The sequence below is a fragment of the Ligilactobacillus sp. MP3 genome (assembly GCF_024436335.1).
Taxonomy (GTDB): Bacteria; Bacillota; Bacilli; order Lactobacillales; family Lactobacillaceae; genus Ligilactobacillus; species Ligilactobacillus salivarius.
This window is the reverse complement of sequence record NZ_JANFQI010000010.1, coordinates 35,039-51,319: the sequence shown is the minus strand read 5'-3', so window position 1 is coordinate 51,319 and position 16,281 is coordinate 35,039. Positions and strand designations below refer to the sequence as shown.

The window sequence follows — 16,281 nt, the reverse complement described above, 5'->3', positions numbered from 1 at the left end:
TTCTCTCTTACTTTTGCTTAATTAAGAATTTTTTCATCTTAGTCTGCCATGTTAATTTTTCTAATATCACTTCTGTAACTACATATTCACCAGAGTGAGAAATCGAAATCTTGGCCTGCAATTTATTATCTCCAGGGAATTTTACAATTTCTGGTCTTCCAGTCTGACTATCATTTAAAATCTCAATATCTTGAAAGCCAACCTTTTTTCCAATTCCAGTACCATACGCCTTACTAAATGCTTCTTTAGCAGAAAAACGACCAGCTAAAAATTCATACTTTCGATTTCCTTTATATTTTTCAAATATAGCTAACTCATTTACAGTTAGTATACGTTTAGCAAAACTCTCACGCTTCTCTTGCGCTTTTTGAATTTTCCTTATTTCTTGTATATCTATCCCATTTCCATAAATCATAATTACTATTAACTCCCTTAGAATATCACAATCATTTTACCAAATCATCTAGGAAGTTTCATCAATTACTACAAATAAAAACTGACATATACTTTTTACTAGTATACATCAGTTTTCAAACTTAATTAAGCTTTCTTTGTTCTAATAGTAAATCTATTTTTTTTGCCACTTCTGCGCTTATTATCACGATTATTTCTATCGTGCTTATTAAATCTCTTACTACGCTTAAAGTTATCATTACCGCGACGATAATTTCCGTTACGACGACCTTTTTTACGGCGAGGTAGTGGTTTTTCTGGTGTAATCTTAACAGGAACGTCAGAAGCATCCTTCTTAGTCATATTATTCAAAAAGGCTGCTACTACTTCAACTGCATCATATTGTTCCAATAGTGCTTGTGCTTGTGCTTCATAGCGTTCTGTATCTGTATCAGCTATTAAATCTTTAATATCATCTAAAGCACTTGAAACTTGTCCAATAAATGCTTCATCTTGAGTTGGTGGCTTCAATGGATCCATGCGTTTCTTAGTTAATTTCTCGATAACACGTAGGTAATCCATTTCGTTAGGTGTAACAAATGTTACGGAAGTTCCATGGTGTCCTGCACGACCAGTTCTACCAATACGGTGAACATAACTTTCCGGATCTTGTGGAATATCATAGTTATAAACATGAGTAACTCCTGAGATGTCTAAACCACGGGCTGCGACATCAGTTGCTACTAAGATATCCAAATCTCCATTTTTAAACTTACGTAATACGTTCATACGACGTTGTTGAGTCAAATCACCATGAATGCCAGCTGCATTGTAACCACGTGCTTCTAAACCTCGAGAAAGTTCATCAACACGACGCTTAGTTCTACCAAAAACGATTGTTAATTCAGGAGCTTGAACATCAATCAATCTAGTCATAATATCGAATTTTTCAAATTCTTTTGTCTTCACAAAATATTGATCAACTAAATCTGTTGTTAACTCTTTAGCTTTGATTTTTACAATTTGTGGATTAACCATAAATTTTTCGCCAATCTTCAAGATTTCTTTAGGCATAGTTGCTGAGAATAATAAAGTTTGACGTTCAGCTGGTACTGCTTGGATAATCTTTTCAATATCATCCAAGAATCCCATGTCTAGCATTTCATCAGCTTCATCTAAAATCAAATGTTTAACATGAGCCAAGTTAATTGTTCCTCTTTGAATATGATCAAGTAATCGTCCTGGTGTTCCTACTAAAATATGTGGTGTGTGTTGTTCAAGTTGCTTAATTTGACGTCTAATGTCAGCTCCGCCATACACAACTTGGACCTTAGCTCTTTTTTCTTTTCCTAAATGAAAAAGTTCTTCTTGTGTTTGAATTGCTAATTCACGAGTTGGTGAGATTATTACTGCTTGAATTTGTCTCAAATCCAAATCTAACTGTTGTAATACTGGCAAACCAAAGGCTGCAGTTTTACCGGTACCTGTCTGTGCTTGTCCAATTACATCATTACCAGCTAAAACAAGTGGTATTGTTTCTGCTTGAATAGGAGTAGCTTCTTCAAAACCACTTCTCTTTACAGCCTTTAACAAACTTTTATCTAATCCTAATTCGCCAAATTTCAAAATTCTTCCTCCTAAAAACAATAGAAACCGAAATGGTCTTGTGCGTCATAACCATTCATTCGGCTTCTATTAACGTTCAGCCATTATTAAGGCTTCTTTCTCATCATAAATTTACTCTAGATTGGCATTCAATGCTTAAATTAATTCACTTACAACGTTTTCCAAATGAATTCCGTGACTAGCTTTTAATAAAACAATATCATCAGGCATTAATTCATTTTTTAAATCAGAAGTTAAAGTTAGTAAATCATCTTTTTGATAGTGATGAATTTGAGTTGCATCAAATTTCTCTCTTAATTTTTCAGCTAAATACCCCATAAGTTCTCCACATAGATAGACACTGTCTATTCTATCAGGATTAATAGCTTGGGCTAAATCACTGTGCATTTCAGCAGCTTTCTCACCTAATTCAAGCATGTCACCTAGAACAATAATTCTCTTTCCTTCAGTTGGAACTTGTTCAAAAGCGTATAAAACTTCTTTAACTGCTGTTGGATTTGAATTATATACATCGCTCAAAATCTTTGCACCATTTTTAGCTTCTAACCATTCTGTTCGATTGGCTGTTAAATCAAATGATGCTAAAGCTTTTTGCATCTTATCTACTGGTATATGATAAATATTACCCACACTTAAAGCTGCTAAAGCATTGAAAACATTATATGCACCAATCATATTGATCGTGAAATCTACTTCCGGCCAAGTTGCTACTTTAAAACTTGTCTTAGTAGCATCACTAACAATATCCATTGCACGCATATCATTATTATCAAGGCTACCAAAGGTTAGTACTTCTTGACTAACTTCTTTAGCTTTCGTAGTCAATAATGGTTCGTCACCATTAATTACCAATTCTCCATCTTCTTTTAAACCATGTGTAATTTCCATCTTAGCGTCAGCAATATGATCTCTTGTTCCAAAGAATTCTATATGTGCTTCACCAATCATAGTAATTACTGCAACATCAGGTTCAGCTAATTTACTCAAAAAATCCAATTGACCATAACGATCCATACCCATTTCTACTACTAGAACTTCTGTATTAGGTTCCATACTTAAGATTGTCATAGGTACTCCAATTTCATTATTGAAATTAGCAAAAGTCTTATGAACATTGAACTGTGTAGCCAACACTGCTGCTGTCATATCTTTTGTTGTAGTTTTTCCGTTACTTCCTGTAATAGCTACTACTTTAGGATTAATTTTCATTAAATAATGCTTACCTAATTGTTGTAGAGCAACTAAAGTATCAGAAACAGGTAATACTGCAATACTATCTGGGATATTTTCAGAATGATCTTCTTGCCATAGTGTAGCAACTGCCCCACCATTGATTGCAGCTTCTACATACTTATGACCATCATTTTCAGCCACCAAAGGAATAAACAAAGCACCAGACTCGATTTTACGGCTATCGAAGCAAACACTTGTAATTGAAATATCTTCCCATTCTTCTTTAGCTTCGATATTGAGTGCTCGTGCTACTTCGGCTAATTGCATTTTCATGCTCAAACCTCTCCCTTTCAATATTATCAATTTGCAGGTATATTTAACCTCTTAATCATTATAATTATAGTAATCTACCAATTTAGAGTTCTAAATCATTGTAACATATTAACCAGAGTAATGCTTTAGATTTATCATCAATCTTTCAAAGTATTTTCAAAAATTTTCAAAACTTGTGGATTTTTCATAATATCAAAATATATTTCTTCAAATACGCCCTTGAACTCTGATCTATCTAGGACTTGCTTAAATATTTTTGCTACCATCTGTGGATCGTTTCCAAATGCACCACAACCAAAAGCACCTAATATTAAAACTTTAGTTTCATGATTTTTGAAAACACGCAAAGTTGCTAAAACTTTATTATATATATCTTCAGCAATCTTTTCTGCCGGTAAAACTTTATTATTTTCTCGCATTGAAGTTACATCAGGTGCTGCCACAGATACAACATCAGCAAACTTTCCTTTCAAGATTTGGTCTTCTTTTTCATCGCGAATAAATTTAATATCACTAGCATAAATTAAATATGGACTAAATAAAAAATCATTGGGGTTTTGAATATTATGATAATAATATGTCCTGCGGTACTTCTTTAACTCTGGGTATAGAAAACTATTTCGGCAAATTGTTTGTTCTTGCGCATTTACACCGTATTGAAAATTTCCGCCAATTGAAATTGGACTTGCAAAACTCATTACTCCTAGTTTCTTATCTTCAGGAACCTTAAAAATTCTATAAAGTAAATTTTCATCCTTTACCACTATCTTAGTTTCATATTGATTTAATGTTTCCGTTTCTACAGGTAATTCTGTAATTAATTCCGAAGATTGTGGTAGTTGTCGCATTTCTACTTGATATAAATTCATAGTTTTATGAGCTAATAATTGTAATCTCTCTTTATTCATCATTTCACCCCTCTATTTTTTAATCTAATTTTAATTTTATCATATAAAAAATAAAACTCAAATTTCTTATCTTAGTATCAAAAAAACAGCATTAACAAGATTATTCATCAAGTTAATGCTGCTTTTTAATATTCATTTAAATTAATTATTCGCCTGTTTGCAAAATCCATAAGAAGATTAAAAATACGAAGAATAATACATACATCAAAGGTGGAACTTCTTTACCACGTTTTGCAGTAATCATTGTGATTGGGTAGAAGATAACACCTAATGCAATACCGTCAGCGATACTATATGTCAATGGCATAGTTGCAAGAATAACGAATGATGGAATAGCAATTTCCAACTTATCCCAGCTAATACGTGCCATGTTACCTGCCATTAAAACACCTACCATAATCAAAGCTGGTGCTGTAACGTATGATGTAACTACTGTTAACAATGGTGAGAAGAACATACCTAAGATGAACAATACACCAGTTGTAACAGCTGTTAAACCCGTACGTCCCCCTACCGCAATACCAGCAGATGATTCAACATAAGCACCAATTGGAGATGTACCTAAAACAGAACCCACTAACATAGCACTAGAATCAGATAGTAAAGCCTTACCTACACGAGGCATCTTGTTATCCTTCATGAAACCAGCTTGTTGTGCTAAACCAACTAATGTACCAGCCGTATCGAAGAATGTTACCAATAAGAAAGTAATTACAACTACGACTAATTGCATTGTATTAATATCTGTAACATGCTTGATTGCTTGACCAAATGTTGGTGCTAAACTTGGAGCAGATGAGATGAATTGATCTGGTGCTGGAATTAAACCTGTTACCATACCAATGATTGCAGCTACAAGCATAGCGATAAAGATTGCACCTGGAACGTTTAATAACATTAATACTGCCATTAAAACAAAACCAATAATTGATAACCATGTTTGACCTTGGAATGTTCCTAAACCAACTAATGTAGATTTGTTAGCAACGATAATGCCTGCACTCTTCATACCGATAAAAGCAATGAATAAACCAATACCAGCAGAGATAGCATATTTCAAGTCTTGCGGAATAGAGTCAATGATCATTTCACGCAATTTAAATACTGTAATTAATAAGAAAATAATGGCTGCAACGAATACGCCAGCTAATGCTGTTTGCCATGGAATACCCATACCAATAACAACTGAATAAGCGAAGAATGCATTAACACCCAATCCTGGAGCTGTTGCAATAGGATACTTAGCATAGAGCCCCATCATTAAACATCCAAAGGCACTAGCTAATGCCGTAGCTGTAAATACGGCCCCCTTATCCATATGAGCAGCACCTAAAACTGTTGGGTTAACAAATAAAATATAGGCCATTGAAATAAATGTAGTGAAGCCGGCTAAAATTTCACGTTTGATAGTAGAACCGTGCTTATCAATGCCAAAGTATGAAATAACTTTATCTTTCAAAATAATTCTCCTCTTTCGGTTTTAATAAGAAATAAGTACATTCAACTTAACTTACAATGTAAATATACACTAAAAACCGAATATTGTAAATAGTATTTAGCAAAACATTCTAAAAAAAATAATGGAAACTCTTTTTTCATTGAGTTTCCATTATTCTTCATGATTAATTCGATGCCATGATCGGCGTCTCAGGTGAGAGATTCCAATTAATATCCTCTGTAAAATTAGTTCTAGGGGTTAAAGGATTGTGATACCCCCTAAAACTTACTTTAGCATTTAATGGTAAATCCACTAGACCGTGCTTAGATATACTTGCAACTTCTATCGGTGTAGCTGATAAGTTCTTACCTAAAATATTCAATTGTCCATTTATTTTAGTAATACTATTATCATCATTTTCCTTAATGCTAGATGTAACTTTCCATGTACTTTTACTTGTATCTGGAATGGACAAAGAAAGCTTATCACTATCCTTTGTCAGTGATTCAAAACTTCCACCATTATATATATTCTTTACTGAGATAGTACCAAAATCTATTTTATCAGGTACTTTTAAAGTTGGAACTTGAATTTGAACTAAGATAGGATTGGTTAATGTACTTAGTTTCCCATCTACATATACTTTCATCATTAAATATATCTTCTTGCCTGTGAGCGCCTGCTTCTCTAAATATTGTGTAAAGTCATCTTTAGCAGATAATGTCATCCAATCTGTTCCTAAAGTTCCATCAGCTTTCCGATCTTTATTATTCGTAAATTCTGTAGAAACTTTCTTTAAGTCATTAATATTGTCACTCGTTGAATAGAACCAACTATAAGTCAATGTGTGGCCTGTTCCTAAATCACCGGTAACTTTATCAACAAATGATGACTCTAAATAATCTTTTGTATTAATTGAAGCATTATCCAAAGCTTCAGCTGATAATGATATTGCCTTTAATCCCCCATAAGACAATGGAATTTTCAAATTATCTGAAGGAATTTCATAAGTCAACACTGTATCTAAACCATATTTATTTGTATCAGAAGAAACTAATCCATCAACTATACCGCCTAACTTAGTGACATCGGTTGTTATTTCATAAGTTGTCCTAATTTCATTATTAACAACATTTTGCCCGAAAAAGTGACTTTCGCCAGCATTATTTAAGATTGAATTGTCAAACTTTCCAACATTACTATCTTGAAGTTTAGGTGCATTCATGGTTAATGTAGTATTTCTTCCAACATAAAATATTCCGTCTTTTAAAGATTGATTAAAGTTAGTAACATTATTCCAGCCTAAAACAGGTGTACTCATAACAAATGGATATGTGCCATCATCTGCCACACCATTAGTTTTCCAAAAACCATATGATCCATCATCATAAATACAAATCTGAATTTTATCAGCTGTAATATTACCTACTGTAACATCCAACATCCATAATGATGTCCTACTATAATCTTCGATTTTAGTCCTTGTCACATTAGAAATCGTTTGTCCTGAAATATTATTTCCATTTTGCATCACTAAATAATATTTAGTATTATCACTTTTATTCCAATCTTTATAAGCTATTAAAGGTATCTTAATATGGATATTACCAGAATCCTTATATTCTTCCATATAGTAGCCTTCATCTTTATTAATTATAAAACCATATATATTTCTCGTTAAAATTCCATCTGACCTTCTACCTTGTGTCCAAGTTGCAAATGAAGTTGTCGGCCAAGTTACCGCTGCTTTAACAGTATTGGTATTCATTATAGTAAATAGCAATATTAATGCCATACCTGAAATAAATAATAGTAATTTTCTCTTAGTATTCATTTGTACCACACTAACTTTTTAATTTTTTTCTCTGCCACATAATAACTGCAACTAGGCTTGCAATAATCAAAATTAAAATTATTACTACTATCCACAGCATCATTGATATACCTAACCATCCTGTTTTCTTAGTCAATGGTGCTCCTTGTTTTGATGTAATTACAAAATCTTTTACCAGATGCCATTTTCTTTTACCTGATTGTAGGTGCATATCTATTGTATACTTACCTGCTCCAAGTTGGTTACTACTATCGGAGGCTAAAAAGTTAAAACTAGAATTAGGAGCTACTTGATAATTATTTACACTCTTGTGAACCAATGTTTTAGTATGATTCTTCTTAGTTATCTTTGAATCTATTGATAACTTACCAAACATTACTGGTTTCACATTATGTAATTTAGCAGTAATTTCAGGTCCATTCTTCACCGTTACTTTATCTAGTTCCATTTTAGCAATTCGTTTGACTTTAGCTTGTTCAGTTAAAATAATTGGTAATGTCATAGAAAAATGATTTCTTGTATTCATACCACTTTTTTCATCAACATAAGCATTCGTCAATCGTTCTACATAAATTCCCCCAGCAATCGTCCCTGGAAATTTTTGCTTTGGCACTTTTAAATTTACTGTAACTTCAGAACTTGAACCAGCTTTTACTGTGACTTTTTGTTTCAACTCTGTTTTAGAAATGAAGTCTGTAAGTTGATACTTTGCTGTCGTATCTTTTTTATTTTTGAAATTAGTATAATTGATTGTACCATTGTCATTTGTAGTTGCATTTCCAACTTTAATCAGATATTCTATATCTTGATTTTTATTCAAATTAGAAATCTTTACTTTTACAGGCACCGTTGTTGATTTTTTTACATTTAAATCAAAATATCCTGCATCATCCTCTTTTTGTTCATGAGGATATACAGGACTTATTGTAAATTCAGCTGCATTATTAGATATATTATCAGCATTTACATGCGGTAACTGTAAAAAACAAATACATAGTACAATGCTTAGACATAGCTTTACTATCGAATCTGTTTTCAACTTTATCATACCTAACTTAATTAATATTATTCACTTTCTGTTGATGAATCTGTTGTTGCAGCAGCTAAATTCCATGTTAGGTTAGCTGTGTAACTACCTGGAACAATTGCATCATGTCCGTTGAATTTCAAACTTGCATGTTTAATTTCAGAAGTTGCTGTACCTTTTTTAGCACCTGTTGAAGTTGCTACTTGATTAGAAGTACTATTTGGTAAATCTAAACTTGTTGTTGAATTAGTCCATGCCCAACCTTCAGCAGCTCCATCAGAAAATTGGAATGCAAGTGGTTTAAAGGTAATAGTACCATTAATTTTACTATTGCCATTTGTAAAAGCCGTTGTATTTGTAACTGCTAAGTTCCAACCTACACTGCTTAAACGTGTATCATTAACTACAACAGTATTGTTACCGGATAGGTCTGATTCAGTTGTACCACCACTAAAAATAGTATTTGTCTTAACAGTTCCAAATGGGAAACTAGGTACAGCATCTAAAGATAATTTAGCTGTTGTATCTGAACTCTCATCTTGAATATTAAGGGTTGCAGTACTTTGTTGATTGTTAGTATCTGCAGTAGTATCTGCCTTCACTGCTGGTACACTCAAAACTAAAACTCCACCGAGAGCTAATGTTAATAAATTTAACTTTGAAAATAACTTCATTATATTAGCTACCTCCTAAAAAAATTATATTTTTCACAACCATATTATAACACTTTTAACCCAAATAAGACCAAACATTTTTGTAAAAATGTTTTTTATTATCTATACATATCGATTTTAAAATATCATGTTATCATTGATATAATAGTCTTTGTTGAAAATTTATTTACTTTGATAGGAATTGTTTTTATTTATTAACAAGTTTATTTTAATCGATTATAAGTTTATTTTTTATAATAACATTACTTAGCCTTATATTTATAGAAAGGAGGATTTTTCATGTCAACCTCTATTGGGGTTAGAAAATTAGTCGAATTTATCCTAAAAAAAGGAAATTTAACATCTGATACTAATTCACAAAATACTGCTTTAGATGGAATCAGCATTCATCAACGATTACAGAAAAAATTCTCTAATGATACAAAATCGGAAATTGCTTTGAAAAAAGAATTAGACATTGATGGTGAAACTTGGATTATTCATGGAAGAGCTGATGGGATTAAATATATCGATGACCGACCACAACAAGTTATTGAAATAAAAACTTCTAGTCCTGAATTTTCAGAATTGGCTCCTAATACTCTCGAACTTTATTGGGCTCAAGCTAAAATTTACGCTCATATAATTATGGAACAAGAGCAACTATCAGAATTATCTCTTAAATTGATTTATGTACAAACTACTGATAATACAATTTCTGAAGAAACTCAGGTTATTAGTCAAACTGATGCTCAAAATTTCTTTGATAACATTATTGCGGAATTTACAAATTGGATAAAACTTCAGCATCAACTCCAAAAAGAACGTGATCATTCTATTAATGAGTTGGATTTTCCATTTTCATCTTATAGGAAAAACCAACATGAATTTGCTGCTGCAGTTTATAAAACAATAGCTTTAAATAAGAAATTATTAGTTGAAGCCCCTACTGGAACCGGAAAAACTATTTCAACTATTTTTCCTGCAGTCAAGGCTTTAGGTACTAAAAAATGTCAAAAAATATTCTACTTAACTGCTAAACAAAGTACTCGCAAAGTAGCTGAAGAAACTTTACAGTTATTGGTAAAACATGGACTTTCTATTACTGCAATTACCCTAACTTCTAAAGAGCAAATTACATTTCCTGAAGAATTAGATTTAGCAGACGATGAAAATCCTTATTACTTAGGTTATTATGATCGCTTACGACCAGCTTTGATAGATATTTTAACTAATGAAAAAGTGATTACACGGAAAATAGTGGAAACTTATGCTAAGAAACATATGCTTGATCCTTTTGAATTTTCCCTAGATATTAGTAATTCTTGTGATATAGTAATATGCGATTATAACTACCTTTTTGATCCTTTAGTTAAGTTACAACGATTCTTTACCGAAAGAAACTATGGTTATACTTTTTTGTTAGATGAAGCCCATAATCTAGTTAGTCGTTCTCGAGATATGTATACTAAAGAAATTTCTTCTCAACAAATCAAAGATTTATTGAACAAACTCCAAACACTGCCACATCCACCCAAAAAGATTGTGGATAAGCTAAATACTCTTTTAAATGATTTTGATTTGATTAAGGAACCCTTAGTGAATTATCAGCAAGCTGATGTAATAATTGAGGAAAAACTTGCCTCACTGACAAAAAAATTAATGTATTTTTGTGATTTTACTACTGACTGGCTGGCAGAAAACCCACATTTTTCTCTTAAAGATGACTTACTGGAATTTTTCTTCGCCGCTTATGCCTTTGTTAAAATTAGCGATTATTATAATGATAGATTTAGAACACATTTATTTATTACTGAAAATTCTGAGCTACTAATTAGGGTATTTTGTTTAGATTCTAGTGAATTGATTGCTAATAGTCTTAACTTGGGAGGTAGTACTGTTCTTTTTTCAGCGACTTTGTCACCATTGAATTACTACCAAGAAATGTTTGGATTAATTGATAACAGTTTGTTATACCAATTATCCTCACCTTTCGATGAAAGTAACCTTAACTTGTTGATAACATCTTATATTCCTGTCACTTATCAACAAAGTCTTGGAAAAATTATTGATGCTATTCACACTATGATTGCTACTAAGCAAGGAAATTATCTGATTTTCTTACCATCTTATACTTTTTTGAAACAGGTAGTTGTAGCATTTAATCAAGCTTATCCACATATTGACACTGTAATTCAAGAAAACGATATGACTCGTGAACAACAAGAAGATTTTTTGAATTATTTCGTTGAAAATCCAACTAAAATTTTAGTCGGTTTTGCTGTATTAGGTGGTAGTTTTTCAGAAGGAATTGATTTAAAAGGTAATCGTCTAAGCGGTGTGGTAATAGTTAGTGTGGGACTTCCAAAATTAAGCAAAGAAACTAATGAACTCCAAAGTTACTTCAATAATAAACAAAAGGATGGATTTCAATATGCTTATCAACTTCCTGGACTTAACAATATTTTCCAGGCTGCTGGTCGTGTTATTCGAAGTTCTACTGATGTAGGTGTAGTCCTTTTAATAGATAATCGTTTTGCTACTTCTAGATATGCGAAATTTTTCCCACCACATTGGAAATATGCACAGATTATTCACAATCAATATGAACTTGAACAAAACTTATCTACATTTTGGAATAATAAAAATAAAGACAGCTAAAACTCAAAATTTTAGCTGTCTTTATTAGAATCTAAATGATTTATGGAAGTAGAATCCTTGCAACCAACGTGATGAACGTCTGATATTGAAATAAGCATAAATACATAACAATCCTGCACCAATTGTATCAGCAATCAAATCTCCCATAGTATCCATTAACGCTGCACGACCTACAAAAGCTTTACCCGCACTAGTAGCGTAACGTTGTAAATTCATTCCGAATAAACCATCGCAAGTAAACTCATAAAATTCCCAACACACTCCACAAAAAATTGCAAATGATAATGCATAAAGTACTAAGAATCCAGCTGGCATATGTTCTCTTAAGTGCTTAGGAACAATCATGCCATATAGTGAAAATCCAAAACTAGCCAATAAGGCTCCACTTATTAAATGAAGTCCCTTATCCCAATAAGGCACGCTATAAAAATGTAATAATGTGCCTAGATAAACTGAACCATATATAAATAATAAATAAAACGCATTTAGGAATTTAGGCAAGTTAAATCTAAAAAGGCTTGAGGCAATCACAGGAGCTAAAGCTAGTAAAATCCCTGCAATTGTTTCTGCTATGTATAACATACTTTTATGTTCAATAAAACTTGAAACTAATGATACCAGCATTGAAATTTCAATAAATATTAGCATAATTATGTCAAATGACCAATTAAATTTTTTCATATTATAATTCACCTCACAACAAAAAAATCTGTTACCCACCTCAATTATGAGGCAAGTAACAGATTTTGACAAGTTATCCACAATCTTAGTTTGTGAAACCGTATTTCTTGTTGAAACGATCCACACGTCCGTCTGCTTGTGTAAACTTTTGACGACCTGTATAGAATGGATGTGAATCACTAGAGATTTCAACACGGATCAATGGATATGCGTTGCCATCTTCCCATTCGATTGTTTCTTCAGATGTCTTTGTAGAACCTGATAAGAATTTGTAACCTGTTGCAGAGTCCATGAAAACAACTTCATGGTAATCTGGATGAATTCCTTGTTTCATTTCATTTCGCTCCTTTGCCCTGAGTCATTTGCTGAGTCAGAGTTATTCTGTGTATTACAACAAGAAACATAATAACATGTTTCAAAACATTCTGCAATAAATTTTTTATTTCATCATTTTTTCAATTTTACCACAAAATTCAGCATTATCTTGCGAATTACGTAAAAGTTGTAGCACCTGTTCAGTGTCAGAAACTAAATCATTACTCAAGTTTTTACGCAATTTCCATAATGCATCCAATTTCTCTTGTGATAACAACAATTCTTCTTTTCTTGTACCTGAACGTTTTATATCAACAGCTGGGAATACTCTTCTTTCTGCTAATTCACGTGAGAGATGCAACTCTTGATTACCAGTACCTTTAAATTCTTCATAGATAACATCATCCATACGAGAACCAGTATCTACTAATGTAGTCGCTAAAATCGTCAAACTTCCGCCTTCTTCAATATTACGTGCTGCTCCAAAGAATTTCTTTGGCTTGTATAAAGCTGCTGGATCAATCCCACCAGAAAGTGTACGTCCACTTGGCGGAACTACTAAATTATATGCTCTGGCTAAACGAGTCAAAGAATCCAATAAGATAATAACATCTTGTTTATCTTCAACTAATCGCATCGCTCTTTCCAGCAATAATTCTGCTACACGTACATGATTTTCAGGACGTTGGTCAAAAGTTGAGTAAACAACTTCACCGTTAACTGTTCTTTCTAAATCTGTAACTTCTTCTGGACGTTCATCAATTAGTAGTAATAGCAATTTTGCATCTGGATAATTTGCAGAAATTCCTTTGGCAATTGCTTTTAACAAACTAGTCTTTCCAGCTTTAGGTGGAGCAACAATTAAACCACGTTGACCAAATCCAATTGGTGCAAATAAATCTATTACACGTGTAGATAATTGTCCCTTAATTGTTTCCAATTCTATCTGTTTATCTGGATAGATTGGCGTTAAAGCTGGAAAATGATCGCGTTGTTTTGCTTCCTCAGGATCTTTATTATTTACAGAATCGACATGTAAAATCCCATAAAATTTTTCTCCTTGTCGTGGTGGACGAGCTGTACCTGCAACTTCATCACCATTTCTCAAACCAAATCGTCTAATCTGTGATGCTGAAATATAGATATCCTCTTGTGATGGTCCATAATTGATAGGTCTTAAAAATCCATAACCATCTTGATTAGGAACTATTTCTAAAATTCCTTTCATATAGAAACCATTTTTATTTGCTTGTGCTCGAATTACCGCTAAAGATAATTCTTTTTTATTCATTTTGCTATAGTAAGGAATTTTATAAATTCTTGCGTAATTATAAATTTCCTTTAGCGTCATGTTTTCCAATTCAGCAATTGTTAATTCTTTGATATCTTTATTTTCAGATGTCGCCATTACATTTCCCCTATTCTCGGTTATCTGTAATAATTTCTACTTTTACAGACAGACCTTTTAATTTATCTACTATTCTGTCATAACCACGTAAAATATTATCAGCCTTTGTGATCACAGTTGTTCCTTCTGCCATTAATGCTAAACCTAGTAATGATACTCCAGCTCTAATTTCGCTAGCTTCAACTGTTGTTCCTAGTAAGTCTTTAGATCTCTTAACAGTAATAATTCCATCTTTACTAGAAATCTTTGCACCCATTTTACGCATTTCAGGAATATGTTTAACTCGTTCAGGATATAATGTATCAATAATTCTAGAACTACCTTGTGCTTTTAATAATAGTGGAGTTAGTGGTTGTTGCAAATCTGTCGCAAAACCTGGGAAAGGAGCTGTTTTAACTGTGACAGGGACTAATAAATCACCACCAGGAACATAGATGCTGTCTTCATGAATTTCTAAACGTACACCCATTTCTTGTAACTTGGCGATGAATGGATCTAAATGTTCTGTAATAACATTTTTTACTAATACACCGTTACCGTTTGCTGCTGCAAATGCTAAGTATGTACCTGCTTCAATTCTATCAGGAATAATTGTATGAGTATTTGTAGCTCTTAATTCATCTACACCCTCAATTCTAATAACATCTGTACCAGCTCCACGAATTCGAGCTCCCATATTATTTAAAAATGTAGCTAAGTCGACAATTTCAGGTTCTTTAGCTGCATTTTCAATAATTGTAGTTCCTTTAGCTTTAACTGCTGCTAATAAGACGTTAACTGTAGCCCCTACTGAAACTAAGTCAAAGAAGATTCTTGCACCCTTCAAGCCTTCAGGACCAGTCTTGATATATACTTTATCTTTTTCTTCTACAACTTTTGCACCTAAAGCTTCGAAGCCTTTAATATGTTGATCAATAGGACGTGGACCAATATTATCGCCACCAGGAAAATCAACAATTGCTTCACCAAATCTACCTAACAAAGCTCCCATGAAATAATAAGAAGCTCGCAAACTTCTAATAGCTTTACCAGGAAGTGGAGCTTTCTTGATTTCAGTAGGATCTATCATCAATTCCCCATGTCCAAAATGGGAAGAAACATTCATAGACTTTAAAATAATCATCAAATTATGTACATCTAAAATATCCGGTACACTATCAAATCTTACAACTGTGTCCGCCAAAATAGCTGCTGGAATCAGTGCCACTGTACTGTTTTTAGCACCTCCAACAGTTACTTCTCCAGATAAGGTCTGCTTACCTTTAACAATCATTTTTTTCATTTATTTATCTATCCTCTATCTAAATTAATATCATTAAATGGTGCATCCTTAATCACTATAAAGCTTCATGATGCACAGAGCGTACTCTTCTCTTTATCTTACAAGATTAACGCTCTGTTTTCAACGATAATACGGCGTTTTCATTAATATTTAACAATAACTAATATTACTGGAATAATTATTACATATATAACAATATATTAAAAAAACTACTTCCAAATCATCAACAGATTCGAAAGTAGTCTCTATCTATTTTTAATCCAGCTTTTGTCCATTAATGACTGCCATAATTTCGCGATACTCATCGTTAGTAGGTTCAGCTTCCATTGTCTTCAAGGCATGGATTCTTTCAACTGAGCGATGACTTTCCAAAGAAAAATCAGCATCTGTTAAATGATTTTTTTCTTGATATTCAATGATTGATTTTGCAAATGGACTTAACTCTCTAGCTACCATTTTCCCTACCTCCAATTCTATACAATTTAATCATAGCACAATTTACAGAATTGGATAATAAAAAACAATATATCCATAATCAAATACAGACAT

14 protein-coding genes are annotated in these 16,281 nt (G+C 32.6%); 1 reads left to right on the top strand and 13 read right to left on the bottom strand.

All coding sequences use genetic code 11. The features are described 5' to 3' along the window. Positions 1-7: 7 nt before the first annotated feature. The 8 genes from acpS to NOU10_RS07865 all read right to left on the bottom strand — a co-directional run bounded on the left by acpS (position 8) and on the right by NOU10_RS07865 (position 9,406). On the bottom strand, positions 8-415 hold the full coding sequence (gene acpS / locus NOU10_RS07900; protein ID WP_003705727.1) for a holo-ACP synthase: 408 nt from the start codon (positions 413-415) through the stop codon (positions 8-10). A gap of 125 nt (positions 416-540) precedes the next feature. Beyond that, on the bottom strand, positions 541-2,019 hold the full coding sequence (locus NOU10_RS07895; protein ID WP_003710747.1) for a DEAD/DEAH box helicase: 1,479 nt from the start codon (positions 2,017-2,019) through the stop codon (positions 541-543). Positions 2,020-2,154: 135 nt separating this feature from the next. Continuing rightward, on the bottom strand, positions 2,155-3,525 hold the full coding sequence (gene murF, locus NOU10_RS07890; protein ID WP_098034169.1) for a UDP-N-acetylmuramoyl-tripeptide--D-alanyl-D-alanine ligase: 1,371 nt from the start codon (positions 3,523-3,525) through the stop codon (positions 2,155-2,157). A 137-nt stretch (positions 3,526-3,662) separates the two neighbouring features. After that, a complete protein-coding gene (locus NOU10_RS07885) occupies positions 3,663-4,436 on the bottom strand; it encodes a TIGR02452 family protein (protein WP_255906515.1) in 774 nt (257 codons plus the stop codon). A 142-nt stretch (positions 4,437-4,578) separates the two neighbouring features. Further along, positions 4,579-5,892 (bottom strand): NCS2 family permease, encoded by a 1,314-nt coding sequence (locus NOU10_RS07880; RefSeq protein ID WP_087309928.1) that lies wholly within the window; start codon positions 5,890-5,892, stop codon positions 4,579-4,581. Between the two features lie 163 nt (positions 5,893-6,055). Then, positions 6,056-7,705: a hypothetical protein gene (locus NOU10_RS07875; protein ID WP_255906514.1), complete on the bottom strand. Its 1,650-nt coding sequence runs from the start codon at positions 7,703-7,705 to the stop codon at positions 6,056-6,058. 10 nt (positions 7,706-7,715) lie between these two features. Then, the gene (locus NOU10_RS07870) at positions 7,716-8,753 is read right to left on the bottom strand and encodes a DUF916 and DUF3324 domain-containing protein (protein ID WP_255906513.1); all 1,038 of its coding nucleotides are present in this window, start codon (positions 8,751-8,753) and stop codon (positions 7,716-7,718) included. A 17-nt stretch (positions 8,754-8,770) separates the two neighbouring features. Next, a complete protein-coding gene (locus NOU10_RS07865) occupies positions 8,771-9,406 on the bottom strand; it encodes a WxL domain-containing protein (protein ID WP_255906512.1) in 636 nt (211 codons plus the stop codon). A gap of 279 nt (positions 9,407-9,685) precedes the next feature. On the opposite strand from NOU10_RS07865, the gene NOU10_RS07860 reads away from it, so the two are divergent. Continuing rightward, entirely contained in the window at positions 9,686-12,046 is a 2,361-nt protein-coding gene (locus NOU10_RS07860; RefSeq protein ID WP_255906511.1) for a helicase C-terminal domain-containing protein, read from the top strand. A gap of 24 nt (positions 12,047-12,070) precedes the next feature. Here NOU10_RS07860 and NOU10_RS07855 read toward each other — a convergent pair whose 3' ends face one another. The 5 genes from NOU10_RS07855 to NOU10_RS07835 all read right to left on the bottom strand — a co-directional run bounded on the left by NOU10_RS07855 (position 12,071) and on the right by NOU10_RS07835 (position 16,188). Continuing rightward, entirely contained in the window at positions 12,071-12,727 is a 657-nt protein-coding gene (locus tag NOU10_RS07855) for a hypothetical protein (RefSeq protein ID WP_255906510.1), read from the bottom strand. 85 nt (positions 12,728-12,812) lie between these two features. After that, the gene (locus NOU10_RS07850; RefSeq protein ID WP_255906509.1) at positions 12,813-13,061 is read right to left on the bottom strand and encodes a type B 50S ribosomal protein L31; all 249 of its coding nucleotides are present in this window, start codon (positions 13,059-13,061) and stop codon (positions 12,813-12,815) included. Between the two features lie 105 nt (positions 13,062-13,166). Further along, positions 13,167-14,450 (bottom strand): transcription termination factor Rho, encoded by a 1,284-nt coding sequence (rho, locus tag NOU10_RS07845; protein ID WP_255906508.1) that lies wholly within the window; start codon positions 14,448-14,450, stop codon positions 13,167-13,169. A 10-nt stretch (positions 14,451-14,460) separates the two neighbouring features. Then, positions 14,461-15,732: a UDP-N-acetylglucosamine 1-carboxyvinyltransferase gene (locus NOU10_RS07840; protein ID WP_003699603.1), complete on the bottom strand. Its 1,272-nt coding sequence runs from the start codon at positions 15,730-15,732 to the stop codon at positions 14,461-14,463. Positions 15,733-15,987: 255 nt separating this feature from the next. Beyond that, positions 15,988-16,188, bottom strand: a complete 201-nt coding sequence (locus NOU10_RS07835) for an LBP_cg2779 family protein (RefSeq protein ID WP_081537767.1) — start codon at positions 16,186-16,188, stop codon at positions 15,988-15,990. Positions 16,189-16,281: the final 93 nt, after the last annotated feature.

What these genes read in the sequence shown, in the direction of transcription:
- acpS (WP_003705727.1), bottom strand. Translation starts at nt 415, where the DNA reads ATGATTTATGGAAATGGGATAGATATACAAGAAATAAGGAAAATTCAA.
- murF (WP_098034169.1), bottom strand. Translation starts at nt 3,525, where the DNA reads ATGAAAATGCAATTAGCCGAAGTAGCACGAGCACTCAATATCGAAGCT.
- NOU10_RS07885 (WP_255906515.1), bottom strand. Translation starts at nt 4,436, where the DNA reads ATGATGAATAAAGAGAGATTACAATTATTAGCTCATAAAACTATGAAT.
- NOU10_RS07875 (WP_255906514.1), bottom strand. Translation starts at nt 7,705, where the DNA reads ATGAATACTAAGAGAAAATTACTATTATTTATTTCAGGTATGGCATTA.
- NOU10_RS07870 (WP_255906513.1), bottom strand. Translation starts at nt 8,753, where the DNA reads ATGATAAAGTTGAAAACAGATTCGATAGTAAAGCTATGTCTAAGCATT.
- NOU10_RS07865 (WP_255906512.1), bottom strand. Translation starts at nt 9,406, where the DNA reads ATGAAGTTATTTTCAAAGTTAAATTTATTAACATTAGCTCTCGGTGGA.
- NOU10_RS07860 (WP_255906511.1), top strand. Translation starts at nt 9,686, where the DNA reads ATGTCAACCTCTATTGGGGTTAGAAAATTAGTCGAATTTATCCTAAAA.
- NOU10_RS07855 (WP_255906510.1), bottom strand. Translation starts at nt 12,727, where the DNA reads ATGAAAAAATTTAATTGGTCATTTGACATAATTATGCTAATATTTATT.
- NOU10_RS07850 (WP_255906509.1), bottom strand. Translation starts at nt 13,061, where the DNA reads ATGAAACAAGGAATTCATCCAGATTACCATGAAGTTGTTTTCATGGAC.
- rho (WP_255906508.1), bottom strand. Translation starts at nt 14,450, where the DNA reads ATGGCGACATCTGAAAATAAAGATATCAAAGAATTAACAATTGCTGAA.
- NOU10_RS07840 (WP_003699603.1), bottom strand. Translation starts at nt 15,732, where the DNA reads ATGAAAAAAATGATTGTTAAAGGTAAGCAGACCTTATCTGGAGAAGTA.
- NOU10_RS07835 (WP_081537767.1), bottom strand. Translation starts at nt 16,188, where the DNA reads ATGGTAGCTAGAGAGTTAAGTCCATTTGCAAAATCAATCATTGAATAT.